The sequence below is a fragment of the Thalassospira profundimaris genome (assembly GCF_003326795.1).
Taxonomy (GTDB): domain Bacteria; phylum Pseudomonadota; class Alphaproteobacteria; order Rhodospirillales; family Thalassospiraceae; genus Thalassospira; species Thalassospira profundimaris_C.
The window spans coordinates 22,375-44,193 of the sequence record NZ_JPWI01000019.1 but is presented as its reverse complement, the minus strand read 5'-3'; the positions used below and the strand labels follow the sequence as shown (position 1 = coordinate 44,193).

The 21,819-nt window shown below is 54.1% G+C and carries 19 protein-coding genes; 12 read left to right on the top strand and 7 right to left on the bottom strand.

Annotation, left to right across the window (positions count from 1 at the left end; genetic code table 11):
- Window positions 1-78: 78 nt before the first annotated feature.
- Window positions 79-3,792 carry a vitamin B12-dependent ribonucleotide reductase gene (locus TH30_RS20910; RefSeq protein ID WP_114100030.1) on the bottom strand — a complete coding sequence of 1,238 codons (3,714 nt, stop codon included), beginning with the start codon at window positions 3,790-3,792 and terminating at the stop codon, window positions 79-81.
- Window positions 3,793-4,730: 938 nt separating this feature from the next.
- On the opposite strand from TH30_RS20910, the gene TH30_RS20905 reads away from it, so the two are divergent.
- From TH30_RS20905 to TH30_RS20875, 7 genes are all read left to right on the top strand, one after another.
- Window positions 4,731-5,093, top strand: coding sequence for an NADH:ubiquinone oxidoreductase subunit NDUFA12 (locus TH30_RS20905; protein WP_114100029.1), 363 nt, complete (start codon window positions 4,731-4,733; stop codon window positions 5,091-5,093).
- 155 nt (window positions 5,094-5,248) lie between these two features.
- Window positions 5,249-5,701 carry an outer membrane lipid asymmetry maintenance protein MlaD gene (gene mlaD / locus TH30_RS20900; RefSeq protein WP_114100028.1) on the top strand — a complete coding sequence of 151 codons (453 nt, stop codon included), beginning with the start codon at window positions 5,249-5,251 and terminating at the stop codon, window positions 5,699-5,701.
- Between the two features lie 149 nt (window positions 5,702-5,850).
- A complete protein-coding gene (locus TH30_RS20895; RefSeq protein ID WP_114100027.1) occupies window positions 5,851-6,093 on the top strand; it encodes a hypothetical protein in 243 nt (80 codons plus the stop codon).
- 8 nt (window positions 6,094-6,101) lie between these two features.
- Entirely contained in the window at window positions 6,102-6,548 is a 447-nt protein-coding gene (locus TH30_RS20890) for a DUF2155 domain-containing protein (RefSeq protein WP_114100026.1), read from the top strand.
- A gap of 341 nt (window positions 6,549-6,889) precedes the next feature.
- Entirely contained in the window at window positions 6,890-7,483 is a 594-nt protein-coding gene (locus TH30_RS20885; protein ID WP_114100025.1) for a YceI family protein, read from the top strand.
- An 80-nt stretch (window positions 7,484-7,563) separates the two neighbouring features.
- Entirely contained in the window at window positions 7,564-8,157 is a 594-nt protein-coding gene (locus TH30_RS20880) for a cytochrome b (RefSeq protein WP_114100024.1), read from the top strand.
- Complete coding sequence (locus tag TH30_RS20875; protein ID WP_114100023.1) at window positions 8,157-8,738, top strand: YceI family protein; 582 nt, start codon at window positions 8,157-8,159, stop codon at window positions 8,736-8,738. The genes TH30_RS20880 and TH30_RS20875 overlap by 1 nt, the downstream gene beginning before the upstream one ends.
- 81 nt (window positions 8,739-8,819) lie before the next feature.
- On the opposite strand, the gene TH30_RS20870 is transcribed toward TH30_RS20875, so the two are convergent.
- From TH30_RS20870 to TH30_RS20855, 4 genes are all read right to left on the bottom strand, one after another.
- On the bottom strand, window positions 8,820-9,542 hold the full coding sequence (locus TH30_RS20870; RefSeq protein WP_114100022.1) for a glycoside hydrolase family 25 protein: 723 nt from the start codon (window positions 9,540-9,542) through the stop codon (window positions 8,820-8,822).
- Between the two features lie 107 nt (window positions 9,543-9,649).
- Complete coding sequence (locus TH30_RS20865) at window positions 9,650-11,356, bottom strand: methyl-accepting chemotaxis protein (RefSeq protein ID WP_114100021.1); 1,707 nt, start codon at window positions 11,354-11,356, stop codon at window positions 9,650-9,652.
- A 258-nt stretch (window positions 11,357-11,614) separates the two neighbouring features.
- Window positions 11,615-13,315: a methyl-accepting chemotaxis protein gene (locus TH30_RS20860; RefSeq protein WP_114100020.1), complete on the bottom strand. Its 1,701-nt coding sequence runs from the start codon at window positions 13,313-13,315 to the stop codon at window positions 11,615-11,617.
- A 322-nt stretch (window positions 13,316-13,637) separates the two neighbouring features.
- Window positions 13,638-14,336, bottom strand: a complete 699-nt coding sequence (locus tag TH30_RS20855) for an alpha/beta hydrolase (RefSeq protein ID WP_114100019.1) — start codon at window positions 14,334-14,336, stop codon at window positions 13,638-13,640.
- A gap of 537 nt (window positions 14,337-14,873) precedes the next feature.
- Between TH30_RS20855 and TH30_RS20850 the strand changes: the two genes are divergently transcribed.
- A complete protein-coding gene (locus TH30_RS20850; protein ID WP_114100018.1) occupies window positions 14,874-16,211 on the top strand; it encodes an MATE family efflux transporter in 1,338 nt (445 codons plus the stop codon).
- 251 nt (window positions 16,212-16,462) lie between these two features.
- On the opposite strand, the gene TH30_RS20845 is transcribed toward TH30_RS20850, so the two are convergent.
- The gene (locus TH30_RS20845) at window positions 16,463-16,942 is read right to left on the bottom strand and encodes an Lrp/AsnC family transcriptional regulator (protein WP_114100017.1); all 480 of its coding nucleotides are present in this window, start codon (window positions 16,940-16,942) and stop codon (window positions 16,463-16,465) included.
- A gap of 455 nt (window positions 16,943-17,397) precedes the next feature.
- On the opposite strand from TH30_RS20845, the gene TH30_RS20840 reads away from it, so the two are divergent.
- Together TH30_RS20840 and TH30_RS20835 are read left to right on the top strand one after the other, a co-directional pair.
- The gene (locus tag TH30_RS20840) at window positions 17,398-17,895 is read left to right on the top strand and encodes a GNAT family N-acetyltransferase (protein ID WP_114100016.1); all 498 of its coding nucleotides are present in this window, start codon (window positions 17,398-17,400) and stop codon (window positions 17,893-17,895) included.
- 3 nt (window positions 17,896-17,898) lie between these two features.
- A complete protein-coding gene (locus TH30_RS20835) occupies window positions 17,899-18,345 on the top strand; it encodes an Rrf2 family transcriptional regulator (protein ID WP_114100015.1) in 447 nt (148 codons plus the stop codon).
- 93 nt (window positions 18,346-18,438) lie between these two features.
- Here the strand turns inward: TH30_RS20835 and TH30_RS20830 are convergent, their stop codons facing one another.
- Window positions 18,439-20,283, bottom strand: coding sequence for a DEAD/DEAH box helicase (locus TH30_RS20830; protein ID WP_114100014.1), 1,845 nt, complete (start codon window positions 20,281-20,283; stop codon window positions 18,439-18,441).
- 211 nt (window positions 20,284-20,494) lie between these two features.
- Between TH30_RS20830 and TH30_RS20825 the strand changes: the two genes are divergently transcribed.
- Both TH30_RS20825 and TH30_RS20820 read left to right on the top strand, forming a co-directional pair.
- Window positions 20,495-21,055, top strand: coding sequence for a hydrolase (locus TH30_RS20825; protein WP_114100013.1), 561 nt, complete (start codon window positions 20,495-20,497; stop codon window positions 21,053-21,055).
- Window positions 21,052-21,813 carry an alpha/beta fold hydrolase gene (locus tag TH30_RS20820; RefSeq protein ID WP_114100012.1) on the top strand — a complete coding sequence of 254 codons (762 nt, stop codon included), beginning with the start codon at window positions 21,052-21,054 and terminating at the stop codon, window positions 21,811-21,813. Before TH30_RS20825 ends, TH30_RS20820 begins: the two co-directional genes overlap by 4 nt.
- Window positions 21,814-21,819 lie beyond the last annotated feature (6 nt).

The window sequence follows — 21,819 nt, the reverse complement described above, 5'->3', positions numbered from 1 at the left end:
TAGAAAAAATAGGGCGAAGCGAAGTCTACAAATGCAAAAGGCCCCTCTCCAAGAGAGGGGCCTTTAGTTTATCTATTCTTAGGAGCAACCGGTGGTCGCGCCACAAGAGTCGCATTTCAGGCAGGTGCCGTTACGGACCAGGGTGAAGTTGCCGCAATCGGGGCAACCGTCGCCTTCGTAACCCTTCATGCGGGCTTCGCGGATCTTGTCCATTTTGGCATCGGTTTTGGCGATGACTTCTTCGCTGGCGGTCAGGATCGCATTGTTCTGCGGTGCTGACGGTGCAGCGGTGGTCACAGCACTTGCGGTGGTTTCATGGCTGTGATTATGGCCATGACCGTCCGTGCCGGTGGACTTTACCTCGATCACGCGTTCTTCGGTCTGGGCACCGCCGTCAACCACATAGAGGTTGCGACGCACGAAGCCGCTTGATGCCACCTTGCGGATGGTTTCGATCGCCTGATCGCCGGTTCTTTTGCCTTCTTCACCAAGATCGCCTTCGGCGACACCTTCGCCAACCGCATCGGGAAGGATGTCGGACGGCTGAACATGGGCAAGGTCGTTACGGCCAAGATAGGAGATGGCCAGTTCGCGGAACATGTAATCAAGGATGGAGGTTGCCATCTTGATCGCATCGTTGCCCGAAACCATGCCTGACGGCTCGAACCGGGTGAAGGTGAAGGCTTCGACATATTCTTCCAGCGGCACGCCATACTGAAGGCCGATGGAAACTGCGATGGCGAAGTTGTTCATCAACGAGCGGAAAGCAGCGCCTTCCTTGTGCATGTCGATGAAGATTTCGCCAAGCTTGCCGTCTTCATATTCACCGGTGCGCAGATAAACCTTGTGACCGCCAACGGTGGCCTTCTGGGTGTAACCCTTGCGGCGACCCGGAAGCGAACGACGGTCGCCACGGATGACGCGTTCGATGATTTTCTCGACGATCTGTTCTGAAGCAGCGGTTGCCTTGGCGGCAGTCGGCTGATCTGCGTAATCGTCTTCTTCAACCAGAGCAGAGTTGAGCGGCTGGCTGAGTTTCGAACCATCACGGTACAGGGCGTTTGCCTTAAGACCCAGACGCCAGGACAGCATGTAGGCGTCCTTGCAATCCTGAATGTTGGCGCTGCTCGGCATGTTGATGGTTTTGGAAATCGCACCCGAGATGAACGGCTGGGCCGCTGCCATCATGCGGATGTGGCTTTCTGCCGACAGGTAACGCTTGCCGATACGGCCGCACGGGTTTGCACAATCAAAGACCGGAAGGTCTTCGTCACGCAGATGCGGTGCACCTTCAAGGGTCATCGAACCGCAAACATAGGTGTTTGCTGCTTCGATCTGTTTCTTGTCGAACCCAAGGGCTGCGAGCATGTCAAAGTCCATCGAATTGATGGCTTTGGCATCGAGGCCAAGGGTGTTGATGCAGAAATCATCACCGAAGGTGTATTTGTTGAAGACGAATTTGACGTCGAATGCGTTTTTAAGCGCGCCTTCGACCTTGGCAATTGCGTCGTCATCGAAACCTTTGGCGCGCAGATCGTCATGCGAGATCGCCGGCGAACCAACCAGGGTGCCATGACCAACCGCGTATTTTTCAATGTCGCGGATCTGGTTTTCGGTATAGCCGAGCGTTGCAAGCGCAACCGGAACGGTACGGTTGATGATCTTGAAGTAACCGCCGCCAGCGAGCTTTTTAAACTTCACGAGTGCGAAGTCAGGCTCGATACCGGTGGTGTCGCAATCCATGACCAGGCCGATGGTGCCGGTCGGGGCAATAACAGTGGTCTGGGCGTTGCGGTAACCGTGCTTTTCGCCAAGTTCCAGTGCCTTGTCCCAAGCAGCACGCGCTGCTACCGGAAGATCGGCATAGGGGCTGTCAGCAGCAACCAGCGGAACCGGATTGATCGAAAGACCTTCGTAGCCTTCCTGTTCGCCATAAGCCGCACGACGATGGTTGCGCATGACACGCAGCATTTCATCGGCGTTATCGGCATAACCCGGGAACGGACCCTGTTCGCCAGCCATTTCGGCCGAGGTCGCATAGGATACGCCACACATGATCGCGGTCAGGGACGCGCCAATTGCACGGCCTTCGTCGCTGTCGTACGAGATACCCATGCTCATCAGCAGGCCGCCAATGTTGGCATAGCCAAGGCCAAGGGTACGGTAACGATAGGAGAGTTCTGCGATACGGTCGGACGGGAACTGTGCCATCAGAACCGAGATTTCAAGAACCACAGTCCACAGACGAACGGCATGTTCGTAAGCCGCGATGTCCACGCCGCCATCGTCAGAACGGAAGTTCATCAGGTTGAGCGATGCAAGGTTACATGCGGTGTCATCAAGGAACATATATTCCGAGCACGGGTTGGACGCATTGATGCGACCCGAGTTCGGGCAGGTGTGCCATTCGTTAATCGTGGTGTCGTACTGGATGCCCGGATCGGCACAAGCCCAGGCTGCTTCGCCGACCTTGTCCCAAAGATCACGTGCATTAACGGTCTTGGAAATCTTGCCATCGGTACGGCGGGTCAGGTTCCAGTCGGAATTGTCGAGAACTGCCTGCAGGAAGTCATTGGATACACGAACAGAGTTGTTCGAGTTCTGACCCGATACGGTCAGATATGCCTCGGAATCCCAGTCGGTGTCATAGGTCTTGAAGCTGATTTCAGTGAAGCCCTGACGCGCGAACTCGATGATCTTGTTGATATAGGAATCCGGGATCATCACGGCGCGTGCAGCCAGAACAGCTTCTTTGAGCTGCGGGTTCTGGCGCGGAACGAAGCGGTCTTCGGAATCCGCCGCACCGTCCCAGTTGGTGCAGGCTGCAAGAACAGCAGTCAGGTGTTTTTCAGCAAGTTTGGAACCGGCAACAAGGGCAGCAACTTTCTGCTCTTCGACCACTTTCCAATCAATATATTCTTCGATGTCCGGGTGATCGATATCAACCACGACCATTTTGGCCGCACGACGGGTGGTGCCACCCGACTTGATGGCGCCAGCTGCGCGGTCACCGATTTTCAGGAAGCTCATCAGGCCCGAGGAACGACCGCCACCCGAAAGGGTCTCGCCGCCGCCACGAACGTTGGAGAAGTTCGAACCTGTACCGGAGCCGAATTTGAACAGACGGGCTTCACGGGTCCAGAGATCCATGATGCCGCCTTCATTAACCAGATCGTCAGCAACGGACTGAATGAAGCAGGCATGCGGCTGCGGGTGTTCATACGCGCTTGCCGATTTGGTCAGTTCGCCGGTTTTGAAATCAACATAGGAGTGACCCTGTGCCGGACCATCAATGCCATAAGCCCAATGCAGACCGGTGTTGAACCACTGCGGAGAGTTCGGAGCGCCCATCTGGTGGGAAAGCTGATAGCGCATTTCATCAAAGAAAGCCTGCGCATCAGATTCGGCGTCAAAATAGCCGCCTTTCCAGCCCCAATAGGTCCAGGTACCTGCGAGACGGTCAAAGACCTGGGTCGCGCTGGTTTCGCTGGTGTAGCGTTTTTCAGTTGGCATCTTGTCAAGTTTGGCGGTGTCAGCGGTCTGACGCCACAGCCAGGACGGGACGTCCTTTTCCTTGACGGGTTTGAGCGCAACCGGAACACCGGCCTTGCGGAAGTATTTCTGAGCCAGAACGTCACTCGCCACCTGTGACCAGGAAGCGGGCATGTCGATGTCATTCATCGCAAAAACAACGGAACCATCCGGGTTTTTGATGACAGAAGATGACTTACGAAATTCGATGTCGGCATATGGGCTGACACCGTCCTGAGTGAACTTTCTGGTAATCCGCATGGTCTGCTCCGGTTCTGATCAGACGTAAGGGGGCGCTATCTGGTAATGCGCCAACATCGCCTGATTCTATATAGTTTGCTCATCGCTATTGCGCTGCCCCAAGGGCCGTTATTTTCCGGCTTTTTTGGCGCGTCGCATCTATTTGAAGTCGGTGGTGTGGTCCCCCCTTGGAACCATCCGGTCCGTGGGAAAGACTATAATGGCAAAATTTCGCCACAGTCCACTAATCTTTGTGGTTGACATCAATTTTTACCACAACATGTAGTGGGTCGGTTGCTGTCTTGCTGATTCGATGCTGACGGGATTCTCGTTAACAATCTCTGAATCAGGCCGGGAGGCCCGGAAAACTGCGGTTTCTGTCCCCGCGAGATTGTATGCCGGTCATAAGACTCGGACTAGATGTAGTGTCGGGACGGTTGGTTCCCCACAACACAGACCAAAGCTACCGCTGTTTGCGTTCCATTTCCAGCATGAAGCTGAAAATGTGCTGTTTCATTGGCATTGTTAGCACATGTCGTCATGATAACAGTTTGATATTTATATGAAAGTATTGATTTCAGCATGCGCGCAAAACAAAGCATATCAAGCGATGGTACATACTACATATATGTGTGTGATTGTGGATAACCGGGTGGATAGACGCCCCAGATATACGCAGATCAAAGAGTCGTCGCACTACAAGCAGTTGTGGGTTGTTTTGAAGCGGTAAATATCATTGTGACAGGGTTTCAGTTCCCGTTTGGGTTGAGGCGATTTGTGCACCTGATGTGCCGTGTGACCAAATGTTGTGATATCGCGCCGGTCAATGTCCTTGAAACATTGACTTTCAAACAACATCACGACATATAAGTCTCTTGTTCGACAGGGGGCAGACCGCATGTTCCCTGTTCCGCCTTGTCAGTTCGGGCGGACAAACCAGATCTGGAGAGAGACCCAACATGGCCACCGTCGGCACCCGTATTTTTACTGCGCTGTTTGGCAAGCGCGTTGGCGAAGACCGTTTCGGCAATGTCTATTACACTGAAAAGACTCCGGCCAAGGGCCGTCGCACCAAACGTTGGGTCGTTTACAAAGGTGTGGTCGAGGGGTCGAAAGTTCCGGCTGAATGGCATGCCTGGCTGCATTACACCGTTGATGCGCCGCTGTCTGAAAAAGCCGAAGACCGTTACGAGTGGCAGAAAGAGCATCTGCCGAACCTGACCGGGACCAAGCATGCATATCGTCCGCAGGGCCATGAATATAATGGTGGCAAGCGCGCGAAAGCGACCGGTGACTATCAGGCATGGTCGCCGGAAGGCTGATCTGCCGGAAGAATTGAAAATTTCAGCGGGCGCGGGGTAACTCGCGCCCGTTTGTCTTTACGTGATTGTATTAAGTGGTTGTGTTTTGGGCGGTTGTGTTTTGGCGCTGTGCAAGACAATATGCCAGTCAATGAGATACAGATCGGATAAGGTCCATGAGCAACAGACTGATTGAAACCCTTGCTGGTGCTGCGGTGATTGCCGTCGCGGTTGGATTTGCGGCCTATTCATACAGCCGTGCAGGCATCAATACGGTTGAGGGATATGAGATCAAAGCCAGCTTTAACCGCATTGACGGTCTGGTTGTCGGTAATGATGTCCGTATCTCCGGAGTCACGGTCGGCAGCGTGACGGCACAGGAACTTGATCCTGATACCTATATGGCGGTTGTCAAAATGTCGCTGCGCTCGGATTTGTCCTTGCCGATGGACAGTTCGGCCAAGATTGCGTCAGACGGGCTGCTGGGCGGCAAGTTTGTTGCCCTTGAACCGGGGGGCGATATCGACATGATCCAGGCCGGTGGTGAAATTGAATACACGCAAGGCTCGGTCAATCTTGAGGACCTGATTGGTCAGGTCATTTATTCTTCGACCAACAGCAGCGATTAACAGGTTCGGATACTATATCGTGGCATGATGCCCGTTGCGGATACCCCGTTCGGGGGGCAACAGACGGTCATGATTTTGCCGGTTTTTGCGGTGAACATATACAGCGCAGGCAGGAAAAGAAGCCCTGCAAGGACAAGTCGGAGCGGTCGATGAAGAAAACCGAACAGATGGAACATTTCCCGACATGGCAGGCGACCGATGGTTCGCCGCTGTCTTGCGTGGAAAAGATCAAGGTTTTGAACGACAATTTCGGCGAACTGCGCGAAATGATGCAGGATGCGCTTGAAGATGCGCTTCTGATGGGCTGCGACGAGGAACAGTTTCGCAAGGTGATGCGTGATCTCGTGGCCGAGCTGCACAATCCCTATGATACAAGTGACAAACAGGACTGAATTCCAAGATGAAACGATCTTTTGCGATTGCCGCGATCTGTTCGACATGTGCAATGATCGGTACGGCCTATGCCGCCCTTGATTATCGTCCTGCACCGGTAGCCCAGCTTCAGGGGCTTGATAAAATTACGGCCCGCATTTCGACCTTTGAAGTGCCGGTCGGGCAGGTTGCCTCGTTCGGTACGCTTTCGATCCGGGTTGATGCCTGCTATCGCACCCCGCCGGAAGAGCGCCCGGAAAGTGCGAGTTTCCTTGAAATCGCAGATGTGCGTGACGATGGTCAGGCGACCCGTGAACAGCTGTTTTCGGGCTGGATGTTTGCATCAAGCCCCGGACTGTCGGGCCTTGAACATCCGGTCTATGATGTCTGGTTGAAGGACTGCCTTGATCCGGCAGATGCCAAGGAGGCGACCCCGGCTGCGCCGCAGGGCAAACCGGCACCGGAAGACCCGTAACAGCCTGTCGGGTGCCGCTATCGGGATCGTTCACCGATCCGGGCCAACGATCCGGGCCATTGCCTTGAACTCACAGAAAATTCTGAAACCGGTTTACGGCTGTGATCAGGTCATATGTCCCGGTTTTCTGCCGTTTATGGCGGAATTATTTCCTTGTCACGTTATATTTAACTGTTCGGATATTGTCCTAAATAGGGCGATGTTGCCAATTATTGTTTCCGCAATGGAAAATATATGTTGCCGCAGCACCGGCTTGAGAGCAGGTGTGGGGGCTGTCATTCTCGGATCACAAATTGCGATGCAGCATGACTGGTCGTAAGTCGAACATGAGGGAATAGACAATGTTTAAAGTGATGAAAAAAGCCGGTCTGGTAATGGCGGTTGCCGCAGGTCTTTCGGGGGCATCTTTTGCAGCGCAGGCAGCCGAGAGCTATAAACTCGATCCGACGCATACCAGCGTGATCTTTATTGTAAACCATCTTGGTTTTTCCGATTTCCAGGGCCGTTTTGCCGGTGTAACGGGCGAGCTGACCCTTGATCGCGAAAATCCGGCAGCGTCGTCTGCTGAAATTTCGATTGATCTCAATCAGGTTGATAGCGGTGTCGATGCGCTGAACGCGCACATGAAAACGGCTGACTTCCTGAATGTTGAAAAATTCCCGACCGCGACCTTCAAAAGCACCGCAGTTGAACTGGTTGGTGAGAATGGGGCGAAAATCACCGGCGATCTGACCCTTCTAGGTGAAACCAAGCCGCTGGTTCTTGATGTCAAGCTGACCGGTGAAGGCGATCACCCGATGACCGGCGACCATGTTCTTGGTTTCGGTGCAACCGGTACCGTGACCCGTTCGGAATATGGCATGAATTTCCTGGTTCCGGGCGTTGGCGATGACGTCAAGTTGCAGATCTCTTCGGAATTCCTGAAGCAGAAATAAGCCACAGGTTTCCTGAATATGGCGGGTCCTGCGTTTCAGCAAGCCCGCCATTTTCTTCTTTTGCGTGGAAGGTGTGCGATATGGCGCTGCGTAGTGACAATACCGGATTCGGCAGTATCACCAAAAGCCTGCACTGGGTGATGGCAGCCCTGTTTATCAGTGTGTTTTCTGTTGGCTGGTATATGGATTTCCTGCCACTGGGCATGGCCAAACTTGAATGGATGTCGCGCCACAAGTCGCTTGGGGTGACGGTTCTGATGCTTGCGGTTCTGCGCATTCTGTGGCGGTTGTATGAACCAACCCCGGCCGCCCTTGGCAAACATTCGATTGAGCGGCTGGCGGCCAAGCTGGGACATCTCGGGCTTTATGCGGTGATGATCGCCATGCCGCTGACCGGCTGGATGATGTCGTCGGCAGCAAATTTCCCGGTCAGTGTGTTTGGTCTGTTTACACTGCCCAATCTGGTGGCGCCGGATCAGGGCTTGTTCGAGACACTGCGGACTGCGCATTTCATTTTGTCCTGGGCGATTGTTGTACTGGTGCTTGGACATGTTGCCGCGGCGCTCAAGCATCATTTTATTGACCGTGACGCCACATTGCGCCGGATGTTGCCAGCATCGGGTGATCAGGATGGGGATATCCCTGCATCCAACACAGCCAAGGAGAATTCCTGATGAGCATGAATTTCAAAACATCCCTGCGCCCGCTTGCCGCAGGTCTGGTGGCATCAATGCTGGCACTGAGCGCGCCTGCACAGGCGGCTGATCAGTGGAATGTCGAGGACGGTGACAGCGCGATTGCCTTTACCGGCACGCAGCTTGGCGCGGAATTCAATGGGGCGTTTGAAGATTTCAGTGCATCAATTGCCTTTTCGCCAGATGATCTTGCGGGATCGTCGGTCGAGGTGCTGATTGATATTGCATCGGTCAATACCCAGAATGCCGACCGCGATAGCCAGATTGTTTCTGCTGACTGGTTTAATGCCGGTGAATGGCCGACGGCCAAATTTGTCACCAAGTCGTTTTCCGAAGTTGCCCCGGGTTCCTATCAGGCGGTTGCCGATCTGACGATCCGGGACGTGACCAAGGAAGTGACCCTGCCATTCGATTTGGTGATCAACGGCACTGAAGCAGAAGCAACGGGCAGTGTTACCATCAAGCGGACGGATTTTGGTGTCGGGCAGGGTCAATGGGCCGATGTCAGCCAGGTCGGCGATGATGTGACGATCAGTATTACGATCAAGGCATCTAAATAACGCTGATCAGCAGCGTCATATGAATTGTCGAGGACAGGGCGGAAGATAACTTTCCGCCCTTTGTCTTTAAGGGATCCGAACTTACCGGACGGGAATAAGGATTTCGCCAAGGCGTCTGGAATCACCATTAAAATAGGTGCCATCGACTTTGGTGGGAACTCCGGGAACAGTCAGTTCCTCGGTATATTGCCAGAAGCTCCAACTGGCCCATTCGACCGGAATGGTGGGTTGGTCAACACCATATTCGGCAATCCAGAGCTGATTACCCGGAAAATGTTCCTTCATGGCGTGTTCCCAGAATTTACGTCCGGTATAGATGATCGGGCGGCGATGGTAATGCTGTTCAAGCAAGGAGAGAAAGGTTTCGAATTGCTGGTGAAGGTCACCTTTGATCGGGGCCTTGATGCGTTCGATATCAACCACGGGCGGAAGATCGCCAGGTTGAAGCGTCACATTCTTGATGAACCATGCCGCCTGTGCGGCACCGTCATCATTGGTTTCATAAAAATGATAGGCCCCGCGCAAAAGTCCGGCCTTGCGTGCTGCGGCAAAGTGATCGGTGAAGGTCGGATCAAGATAATCCAGCCCGTCAGTTGCCTTGACGAAGGTAAAGGCAATGCCGCTATTTTGGACCTGTTGCCAGTTGATGTCGCCATTATGGTGGGATGTGTCAATGCCATGCAGGGCAAGGCTGGTTCCATCGGCACTGGCATCACAGCCATTGGCCAGAAGCAGCGCCGAGCCAAGCATCAGACAGCCCGACAGTTGCAAGAAAATGTGCTTAAGATCCAGAACAGACGTCATTTCAAATCACCATCCGCATACCAGAACGAGCAGCCTGTCACTGCACGTTTCGGAACGGTAGTGAGCCAAGCCGGCAAAGACAGTTTAATGCCGGCTTGGCATTCAGGCTAGGCCGGTATGCGGGCGTTGTTGCGCAGATTTTCGAGAAATGCTTCGACAGCTTCATCAAGTTCCACAGCTTCGGTGACCAGTTTCTGTGCCGAACCGGCAAGGTGGGTGGTGCCAGAGGACACCTTTTCGGCATTCTGGTTGACGGTTTCGATCCGTTCGGAGACTTCCTGTGTGCCGTCAGCAGCTTGCTGGACGTTGCGAGAGATCTCGCCGATTGCGGCGTGCTGTTCCTCGACGGCAGCGGCAATCGCGCTTGAACTGTCCGCGACCGACGCAATGGTTTCGGAAATGCGACGGATGGCATTAACCGCTTCGCTGGTTTCATTTTGAACGGCAAGGATCTGCTGGTTGATTTCCTCGGTTGCCTTGGCGGTCTGGTTGGCAAGGTTTTTGACCTCGCTTGCGACGACGGCAAAGCCCTTGCCGGCATCACCGGCACGCGCGGCCTCAATCGTGGCATTCAGGGCCAGCAGGTTGGTTTGTTCAGCAATGTCACCGATCAGTTTGGCGACATCGCCGATACGCTGGGCGGCATCGGCCAGGCCGGTGACGGTTTCATTGGTTTTGGAAGCTTCTTCGTTCGCACGATTGGCAATGTCGGCAGAGTTGGCGATTTGCTGGGCGATTTCGTCCGAAGATGCCGTGAGTTCCTCGGTCGCGGCCGAGACAGTCTGGACATTGGTCGATGTCTGGGTGGTGGCGGCCGCAACCGCGTTGGAAAGTTCGCTGTTCATATTGGTGGCATCGCGCATTTCATCAGTTGCCGCCTGCATGTCCTTGATCGAGGTCGAGATGGATCTGATCAGACCTTTGACCTGCTGATCGAGGGAGTCTGCCATATCAAGCAGGGCCTGACGCCGGTCGGCATCGGCCTTTTGTTCCATGGCGCGCTGATTTTCCTGAAGTTTGACATTTTCGCGGGCCTGTTCGCGGAACGAAACCACGGTCCGGGCCATTTCACCGACTTCGTCCTTGCGTTGTTGTCCTTCGATCTGGCCTTCGAGATTGCCAGAAGAGATGACGCGCATGCGCGAAGCCAGTTTGTGAAGTCCGGTTGTAATGTCACGACCGATGAGCAGACCGGCAATTGCCATGATTGCCAGAATAATGCCGCCAATCAGGATGACATAGATGGCCTGTTCCCGGAATACCGCATCGACATCATCAATATAGATGCCGGTACCGATAATGGTTCCCCAGGGTAGGGGATGTGCATAGGACATTTTTTCAAATGTCTTGTCCTTGTCCTCGCCAGGTTTTGGCCAGTAGTAGGACGAGAAACCACCTTTGGGATTGTTGCCGGCCTTGATCAGGTCACGGATGAAATAATTGCCTGCGGAATCCTGAAGTGTCCCCAAATTCTTGCCGACCAAAGCAGGGTTTGCACCGTGCATTTCCGTCATGCCATCTTTGGCAAAGACAAAGAAGTAGCCAATATCGCCATCATATTTTCCGGACCCGGCGATCTCGTGGAACTGTGCGATGGCTTCTTGCTGGGTTAAGACACCGGACGTTACCTTGTCCTGATAGTGCTGGGCGATTGTGACGATATATTCGGTCGTCGCGCGAATTTTTTCCTTTCGGTCCTCAAGCAGGGAGTTGCGCAATTCAAGAAGCTGTATGGCTGCAATGGCGACAACTGCCAGCAAGGCAATGACAGACAGTGCGGTGATCTTGAGACCGATCTTTATGTTGCCGAGCATTGTTTCCTCCGACGAATTTGGCAGCAAGGTCTATTTATTATTATTTTAATATTATCATGTATTGATGTAATGCCAGTATTATCCTCCGCATTACACAATCAATTTCGCATTGTGGAATTTCATATGAGCTGATTTTGATATGGGAACGCCGGATGCCGGGATCAATTCATTGTGCAAATTTTATCAAGAATGCACATGAAAAAGGAGCCGCAAACCAGTGTTCGCGGCTCCTGTGATGTGATGAAAAGTCCCTATATATCAGTCGATTGCCCGCTTACGTAAATCGGCGAGGAAGTGTTCGACCGCTTCATCAAGTGACTGGGCTTCTTCGACCAGTTTTTCCGCAGAATGGGCCAACTGGGTGGTGCCCGAAGACACGCGACCGGCATTCTGGTTCACTGTTTCGATACGCTGTGAAACCTCGGCGGTGCCATCAGCCGCTTGCTGGACGTTGCGTGAAATTTCACCGATGGCAGCGTGCTGTTCTTCGACTGCCGCAGCAATGGCAGTCGAGCTATCGGCAACGCGGGCGATGGTTTCGGAGATCAGGCGGATCGCCTCGACCGCTTCGCCGGTTTCATTCTGAACTGACAGGATCTGCTGATTGATTTCCTCGGTTGCCTTGGCGGTCTGGTTGGCAAGGTTTTTGACCTCGCTTGCGACGACAGCAAAGCCCTTGCCGGCATCACCGGCACGCGCGGCCTCGATGGTGGCGTTGAGTGCGAGCAGGTTGGTCTGTTCGGCAATGTCGCCGATCAACTGGGCAACGTCACCGATTTTCTGGGCTGCTTCGGCAAGTCCGGTCACGGTCTGATTGGTGCGGGTGGCCTGATCATTGGCCTGATTGGCAATGTCGGCGGACTGGGCGATCTGATGGGCGATTTCATCAGACGAAGCTGTAAGTTCCTCGGTCGCGGCCGAAACAGTTTGCACGTTGGTCGATGTCTGGGTCGTCGCCGAGGCAACGGCCGCTGAAAGCTGGCTGTTGGTGCTGCTGGCTTCTTCCATGGTCGAGGTGGCCTGTTTCATTTCCGTAATGGAACCCGAAATGGCATTGATCAGAACCTTGACCCGCTGTTCAAGACTGTCGGCCATGTCGGTGATGTCCTGACGGCGTTGCTTGTCAGCCTGTATTTCAAGTTGTTTCTGACGTTCCTGCAGTTCGAGGTTTTCGACGGCCTGTTGCCGGAAGGAAACCACCGTACGCGCCATGTCGCCAACTTCGTCACCACGATTCTGGCCTTCGATTTCGCCGCTCAGGTCCCCACTGGCAATCCGGGCCATGCGGGCAGACAGCTTTTTCAAACCAACCGTGATATTGCGGCCGATCGCAATGGATACGAAGCTCATGATAGCGAGGATGATCGCAATCATAACAAGTACCAGAATTGCCTGTTCCCAGAAGGCAGTATCGACATCGTCAATATAGATCCCGGTGCCGATGATATGCCCCCAGGGCAGGGTTGCTGCGTAGGACAGCTTTTCAAACAATTCTTCCTTGGGCATGTTGGGCTTTGGCCACCAATAGGAAAAGAATCCGCCACCGGGTTGCTGGCCAACTTTCAGCATGTCCTGAATGATATAGGATCCTGTCGGATCCTGAACCTTGCTCATATCCGTGCCGACAAGGGCGGCATTCGCGCCATGCATTGTCGAGATACCCTTGCTGTCATAGGCAAAGAAATACCCGGTGCCCTCATCAAATTTCGACGCAGCCGCCGAGAAATAGAAGGCGGTCTGAGCGTCTTCCTGACTGAGTTCGCCGCTGTCAACGCGGGCCTGATATGCCTTGGCTGAACTGAGCAGCATTGCTGTCGTGGCCTGGATCTTGTCTTTGCGGTCTTCCAGAAGAGCGTCGCGCAGGGCGACAAGCTCGAAGGCGGAAATCGCCAATAGCGCGATCAGGGATAATATTGAAAGGCTGGCGACCTTTTTGCCAATCCGGATGTTTTGGAGCATGTTCTGTACCCGTTTTCCTGCTGTTCCGTCCTAGCCAAGGTACAGATGTCTATACCAAAGCATTGTTATTTGTCTAAATGAGTGGTTCGGCCTGTTAAAAAGTATAGGCATGTTCCTTGTCGAATTTCATCAACTATTTGAAACGCTTGGTTTAATATCTGATTGTAATGTTTCTATTCTGTTGTGCTCGGGCGATCTGGCACACGCAGACCGCTAATCGCATGCAAATATGTTCTGGCGGTCGGGGAAATAAAAAACCCCCGCCGGAACCGGCGGGTGTTTTGTCTGTGCAGGCAGTGCGTGCGGTCTGGAAAGCGGGTGGTCAGCCCAGATTTTTGCGCAGGAATTCAAGCGCCAGGCCAAGGCCTTCCTCGTCAATGCCATGTTGCAGGTTCGGGCGTTCATGCAGGGCAACATCAATGCCGTTTGCGGCAAGGGTTGTCTTTGCAATCCGAGATGCCTCGATCGGGACGACCGGATCGGCAGCGCCGTGAACCAGAAGGACCGGCGGGCGTGACTTCAGTTCTGCGCCAAAGGCTGCATCGCCAAGAAGGGCGCCCGAGAAACCGACAACACCGGCAAGCTGTTTGGCACGGCGCGGGGCGGTCTGAAGCGACATCATGGTCCCTTGCGAGAACCCGACAAGTGCGACCTTGTCCTCGGTCAGGCCGTGGGTTTTCATCAGGTGATCAATAAAGCCGTCGACAAAGGATGCACTTTTATCGGCACCTTCGGCCATGGCAGCAAGAGCGCCGGACATGGTTTCTGGCGTGCGGCGGAGAAATTCCGGATCATATTCGGCCAGACTGAACCATTGACGGCCAAATGGCGACATTTCGCACGGGTAGGGTGCATTGGGGGAATAGAAGCTGGTATCGGGCAGGGCACGTGCGAGATGTGGCGCCAGACCAATCAGGTCATTTCCGTCAGCCCCGTAACCATGCAGCAGGATCACAATGTTTTTGGTTGTGCCAGATGCAGCAGGCAGGGTCGGACCAGATAATAAAGTGTCGGTGCTCATCATAATTTTCCTGAATAAACCTTTCCCCCTGATTAGCAACGCAGCGGTCAGACGACCAGTCATTTTTGTCATATCGACTGTCGGTCAGCTTTTGGCTCTTCGGGAATTGCAATTTGCAAGGCTATCCTGTGGATAAGTTTGTGGATGGAAAGGGGCGTATAGGCGAAATTTACCAAATTTGCCGCCGAATTATCGTCTGAACGCGCCGATATCTATCCGTTGGTATCGGTTTTCGGAAAATGACCTTATGCGGTTGGTCGGGTTTGTGAAATATTATTTTCTGTTTAAAAACAGTGATCTGCGTTGGTTTCTGGTGAAGTTTCAGTTTTCGGTATTCCGAAAAATTGTCGAAAATTCCCCAAAATGAAAATCATCATGCGCGAAATGATAGGTATGACTCCCGGTCACATTCAACGATGTGGATTTTTTGAGCTGGTATAATCAAAAAACCTGCCTTTTGCCGTTGGCTTTTCTGTGCCACAAGAAATCTTCCGGTTCGCCGGAGCGCCCCGTATCAAGATAAATCTAGAGGCCCGTATGAACCGCCCGCGCCGCTGGTTCGGCAAAGGGGATCGACGCGTTCTGTCGTTGACCCTGCCGATTATTCTGTCCAATGCGACTGTGCCGTTACTTGGCGCGGTTGATACTGCCGTGGTCGGTCATCTTGACAGCCCGCACTATATCGGGGCGGTTGCCGTCGGGGCGCTTGTCTTTTCCTATGTGTTCTGGAGTTTCGGCTTCTTGCGCATGGCGACCACCGGGCTTGCGGCACAGGCTTATGGCCGACGTGATCCCAATGGCGTGCGTGCGGTCTTTGCCCGTGCCGCCCTGATTGCGATTGTCGCCGGGCTTGCCGTGATGGTGCTGCAATGGCCGATCATTGAACTGTCGATGTCGCTGATTGCGCCGACACAAGCAGTCGAGGCCGCAGCACGGGATTATTTCCATGTCCGGATCTGGGCGTCACCCGCGACCCTGATGCAATATTGCATGCTGGGCTGGTTATTGGCGATGCGGGACAGCCGGGCAGTGTTCATTTTTCAGGTGGTGCTCAATTCGCTGAACATCATTCTGGATATCCTGTTTGTGCAGGGGTTCGGCTGGGATGTCAAAGGGGTGGCCGGGGCGACCGTTATTGCCGATTATTCCGGCGTGGTGCTGGGCTGGTTTTTGATGCAGCCGCATCTCAAACGTCTTGGCGGCACATGGCGGGGGATCGGTATTCTTGACCGTAGCCAGATTGCCAGGCTGATGAAGATCAATGGTGATATCTTTATCCGGACCATGGCGCTGACATCGGCCTTTGCGCTGTTCACCAGTTTCTCGGCCCGGTTTGGCGAGGTGACGCTTGCTGCCAATGCCGTGTTGCAGAATTTCCTGATGTTCGGATCATTCGCCCTTGATGGCTTTGCCCATGCGGCTGAAACCCTTGTCGGGCAGGCGTATGGGGCAGAGCGGCGCAAACAGTTTCTGTGGGCAGTGCGCAAGACCACGATCTGGGGCCTTGTTTCCGCCGTTGCGATGGTAATTGTATTTGCCGCCGTCGGACCATGGATCATTGATGCGCTGACAAGTATTCCCGAAGTACGCGATGCGTCCTATGAGTACCTGTTATGGGCGGTGATATTGCCAGTAACCGGTGTTCTGGGATTTCAGTTTGACGGGGTGTTTCTGGGCGCGATGCAAACCAAGCACTGGCGCAATATGATGCTGGTGTCTGTGGGGATTTACGGCCTGATGGCGTGGGGAGCCGTTGCGATGGGCAGTAATCATTTGCTATGGGCGTCGTTTAACGCCTTCTTCCTGCTGCGCGGGGTGACGCTTGCCATCCTGTTTCCGACCATTATTCCCGACAGGCGTGCGGCAGCGGTGTAAGGCTGGGCTGCGTTCGGATGCGGTGTGCGGTGTGGGGGCCGGGGTCTGGGGCAGGCCACGGAGCAGCGTCAGTGCAACGCCAGAGTCAGAGTCAGAGCAGAGCAAGGGCGTAACTGGAGCCGGAGCAGAGATAGAGTGTCTTGAACATGTGGTTCGAAGTCCCCGCCTGCGCGGGGATGACGGTGCCAGATGGTGCCTGACGGCGCGTTCCATGTTCTGGCGTCAGGCCTGCGATGGCAGGCCGTCATTGATCAGTCGATGTCGGAAACCGGAAGGGTGGTGCTGTTCTTGACTTCGTGCAGGGTGAAGCTTGATTTCATGTTGGCAACACCCGGAAGCTTCATCATCACTTCGGACAGGAAGCGCTGATAGGAAGCCGGGTCTGGCACGACAATACGCATCATGTAATCCTGATTGCCGACCATGGCATAGCAATCAACGATTTCCGGATGAGCCTGAACGGCGGTTTCGAACCGGCGAAGCGACGGTTCGTCATGCTGGGTCAGGGACACAGTGACAAAGACATTCACGCCGAGATGCAGATGGGCCGGATCAAGCAGGGCGACATATTTGCGAATGACGCCGCTTTCTTCGAGTTTGCGAAGTCGCCGCAGGCAGGGCGAAACAGACAGGCCGACCTTGTCTGCCAATTCGACCATGGAGATTCGCCCGTCTTCCTGAATTTCACGAAGAATTTTGCGATCAATTGCGTCGAATCCGTTGCGCGCCATAGCGTGCCACACTCCTTTGGGTCATAGATAGCCAGATTGCATTCGGTCCATTAAGGATCGAATTGCGTTGGCAGATTTTGCCAAATTTCGAACTGGCTGTAAGTATTTTCTGCTGCGCGATAAGCCATGACTTCGGGTTTCTGTCAATCTTTGCGTAGTCGAACGCAGCATTTTTTACGGTGCGGGACTGTATATGAATGAAGTCATAGCGCGTGCTTTGATGCCTGCTTGGGTCTTGCAAGAACTAATGAATAACAGTATGTCCTTCAATTCCTTGGAATGCTTGGGTTTAGTGTAATTTCCCTCGCACCTGCAGCGGAACTTATCATTGCCGCGTGCCATCTGTGCAGTGTAGTATAATCGTACCAATTTACTTATTTTGATTGTGGTTATTCTCCTGATCGGAAGCCGGGGGAGGTTGGCAAGGCCAACCACGTTACAGAAAGGCATATAAGGTGGACGCTGCGCAAAATACGCCGGGATATAACCTGGTTACGATTGGCGAGCATAAAATCAATATTCGTCCGGCGGTTCTGGAAGACCTGCCAAATGTCGTCGGTCTTGATGACCGCACCACAGGTTTGCGTAAACCCGAATATTGGGACGATCTGTTTACCCGTTATGGCAACCGCAAGGATTCCCGCTTTTTCCTGGTCGCGGAGGAAGAGGGTACGCTGCTTGGCTGTATCTTTGGGGAAGTCCGGTCCTGGGAATTCAATTCCGTACCGTGTGGCTGGGTCGGGACGGTCAGTGTCGAGCCGGATCTGCGCATGGGCGGGATCGGCACCATTCTGTATAACGAAATCTGCCGCTGTTTCCGCAATGCCGGGGTGACCAAGGTCCGTACCATGATCCCGCGCGATGCCACCGACCTTATGTCGTTCTTCCGGTCACAGGGCATGATGGCCGGCCCGTTCATCCAGCTTGAAACCGATATGGAAGAGGGGGCTTAAGCCATGATGTCCTTGCAAAAGGCAACCCTGTTTGCCCTCTATGCCGTGCTTGAATTGGCCGAAGATACCGACCGTCAGCTGTCGGCATCGGAAATCGCCGAGCGGTATAATATCTCGACCAATCATCTGGCAAAGGTTCTGCGTGATCTTGGCCGTGCGGGACTTGTTGAGTCCGTGCGTGGTGCGGGGGGCGGTTATCGTTTCTGTGGGAATGCCAAGCGCACGACGCTTCTCGATGTGGTGCAACTGTTTGAGGAGGTCGGTACCGGCCCGTCCAACAGCATTGTCCAGAATACCAATGCCGGAAATGCGCTTTCGCTTGTCATGGACGAGATCGAGGAGATCACCCATGCGACGCTGCTTTCAATCACGATTGAAACCATGCTCAAACTGATGCGCAAGCGCCGCCCCGAAAAGCCGAGTTCTACCGGATTGTTCCGCGCCGTTTAAATCAGGTTGCATATCGCACAATAGAAAAAGGCCGTCAGACTGTTCTGACGGCCTTTTGTCTTTAACAGGTTTTCTTTGGACGGACTGTCCGGCCTAGCCTTCGCTTGGGGTCGGTGCCGTATCAGCAGCTTCGGCGCTTTCCGCAGCTGCGGCCTTTGGGGCTGCTTTTTTGCGCGGACGACGCGGAGCGCGTTTTTTCTCAGCAGGCTTTTCTGCAACCGGCGCCGCTTCTGTTTCTGTGCTGGCCGAAACAGGTGCCTCGGTCGCCGGGCTTGCATCGGCTGCCGGTGCTTCGTCAGCGGCCTTTTTAGGCGCGCGACGCGGCGTTTTGGCGCGCGTGGTCTTGCCCGTCTTTGTCGATTTTGCCGCCGCCTTGCGTGCAGGGGCCTTTTTCGGCTCCTCTTTCACGTCTTCGTCGTCGGTTGACTTGCGACCAAGGCTTGATGCCGGAACTGCTGTTAGCAGGAAGGACGGAACGTGATCGCCAAAGCCGACAACCGGTTTGTCATCACGGTCGTCACGATCACGGCGATGATTGCGGTTGTTGCGATCATTGCGGTCGTTACGATCCGCGCGTTCGGTCCGGTCATGACGTTCGTGGCGGTCATGATTGGTTCTGGCTTCGCGTGCCGGTGCCTTGGGAGCTTCTTCTTCCTTGGCGACAGCCGGGGCTTCCGTCTGGGACTTTGCCGGGGCTTCCGGTTTTGCACGCTCATTCGACTTTGCCGAACGGGCCGGTTTGTCATCGCGGGTGTTTGATGACTTGCGGCTTTTCTTGTTGCGACGCTTCTTGCCGGTGAAGTCCAGCTCAAGCGTTTCAATGCCTTCAAGGTCGGTCAGCGGAATGTCGATATTGATCGTCTTCTGGATTGCCGCGACCAGCTTGCCGTCTTCAGGCACGGCAAGGGTAAAGGCCTTGCCGTCGCGGCCTGCACGACCGGTACGGCCGGTACGGTGGACGTAATCTTCGGAGTTGAAAGGAACGTCGAAGTTAAAGACGTGCGATACATCGGCTACGTCAATACCGCGTGCGGCAACATCCGAGCAGACCAGCAAAGTGATCTCGCCGGTTTTGAATTTCGCAAGCGTTTCGGTACGTTCGCTTTGTGCCAGATCGCCATGCATGCGTCCGGCATTAAAGCCGTGCTTGGTCAGAGATTTGAAAAGGATGTCGACATCCTTTTTGCGGTTACAGAATACGAAGGCGTTCTTGACGTCTTCGGCACGGATCAAACGGCGAAGTGCTTCGCGCTTGTCCATGTCATCCATGACCACAAGTTTGTGTTCAACCGTTGATGCCATGCTGGATGGGCGGGCAACGGTGATTTCCTTTGGATTGGACAGGAATTTGTCGGCAAGACGACGGATCTCAGTGGGCATGGTCGCCGAGAAGAAAAGCGTCTGGCGCTGCTTGGGCAGCATATTGACGATCTTTTCGATGTCGGGGATGAAGCCCATGTCGAGCATGCGGTCGGCTTCGTCGATCACAAGCAATTTGCAATCGGAAAGAAGCAGTTTGCCACGTTCAAAGGTATCAATCAGGCGGCCCGGCGTCGCGATGATCACATCAGCGCCTTTTTCCAGGATCTTGCCCTGTTCGACAGCAGACTCGCCGCCGATGATCAATGCCTTCGACAAAGACATGTATTTGCCATAGGTGTCGAAGTTTGCCGCTACCTGTGTTGCAAGCTCGCGGGTCGGTTCCAGAATGATGGAACGCGGCATACGCATACGCGCGCGGCCATGATGCAGGATATCAAGCATCGGCAGGGTGAAGCTGGCAGTTTTACCCGTACCCGTCTGTGCACAGCCCAGAATGTCGCGCGCCATCAGCACCGACGGAATAGCTTGAGCCTGGATCGGGGTGGGGGTGTCGTAGCCGGCGTCTGCGACGGCTTTGAGGATATCTTCGCTCAGACCGAGATCGGCGAAATTCATATGGTTCGTTTTCCCGCAATAGAATGCGTTAAGTTAAGCGGATATGCAAAAATCTGTTTGCGTCGTAAAGCTAACCCTTAATTAAGTCAAGAAAAACGCCGCAAAATTCGCTTCGAAAACCGATAAACACCTTGTTGAGAGGCTTGTTTGCAACAATTTGGCGGCGTAACCTGTCTAAATAGATAATGCACAGGGGAGAAAAGCCGTGCTGATGGATGCAACGCGTGCAAGTTTGCTGGTTATCGATGTTCAGGAAAAACTCTATCCGGCCTGTCAGGAGCCTGAACAGATCATCGCCAATTGCTGTTTTCTTGTGAAATGCGCCAATCGGCTGGGTGTTCCGGTGATTGTCACCGAACAATATCCCAAGGGCCTTGGGCATACGGCAAAACCCATTCTTGATCTGATCGAAAAGCCAAGCGATGCCTCCGAAGGTGGAAATGTGGTTTCCAAAGTGGCGTTTTCAGCCATCCCCGCCGATGGTTTTATCGAGAAAATGGAAGAAAGTCCGGGCCGTGATCAGGTGGTGGTCATCGGCATGGAAACCCATGTTTGTGTGTTGCAGACCGTGATGGAACTGATCGAGCGTGGCCGCGAGGTTTATGTGGTTGCCGATGCGGTAACATCGCGCAGCATGTCAGACAAGATTTTCGGCCTTGAACGCATGCGCGATGCCGGTGCAAAGATCGTGACGCGCGAAAGCGTGATGTTTGAATGGCTGCGCGTGGCGGGTACCCCGGAATTCAAGGAATTGAGTGCGCTGATCAAATGATATCCCGACCGGATCAGAATATCGGGCACGCATCAGCCGATGGCGTGCCCGTTGTGTTTTTATCGGGCATGCTGGCCGATCAGCGCATGTGGCATCAGGCGCTGACGGCTTATGATGATCTTCGCGACGTCAGAAAGCCCGCCATTGTACCGGTATTTTGCGAATTGTTTGATCAGGATACGGTATCGGATATGGCACGTGCGGTGCTGGAAGCCGTACCCGAACGGTTTGCGCTGGTGGGTATGTCGATGGGCGGATATGCCGCCTTTGAAATCATGCGTCAGGCCCCGGAACGGGTCAGTCACCTGATGCTGGTCAATACCCGGGCAACAGCCGACAGCGAGGCGGTCCGACGCCGGCGATTGTTGCTATCGCGTTTCGTGGCAGCCAGGCAACCGTTTGTCGCAGTCAATGAAGGGATGCTTGACGAGATGCTGCATCCTGATAATCGCAATGATGAGACGCTGGTTTCACTGTTGACGGCAATGGGTGACGCCTGCGGGGTCGGTGTGTTTGAACGCCAGAACCACGCGGTAGCCATGCGCCCGGACAGCATGGCGGATCTTGGCGATGTTGTTGTGCCCTGTAGCGTAGTTGTCGGGACCCACGACCGGATCATCAGTCCGGAAAGCCACCGGGAGATGGCGGATGCTCTTCCCGGTGCGACCTATCACGAAATTGCCGGGGCCGGACATTATGTGCCACTTGAACAGCCGGAAATTTTCGCCAGTGCGTTGCTTGATCTTCTCGTACGGTAGGGCGGG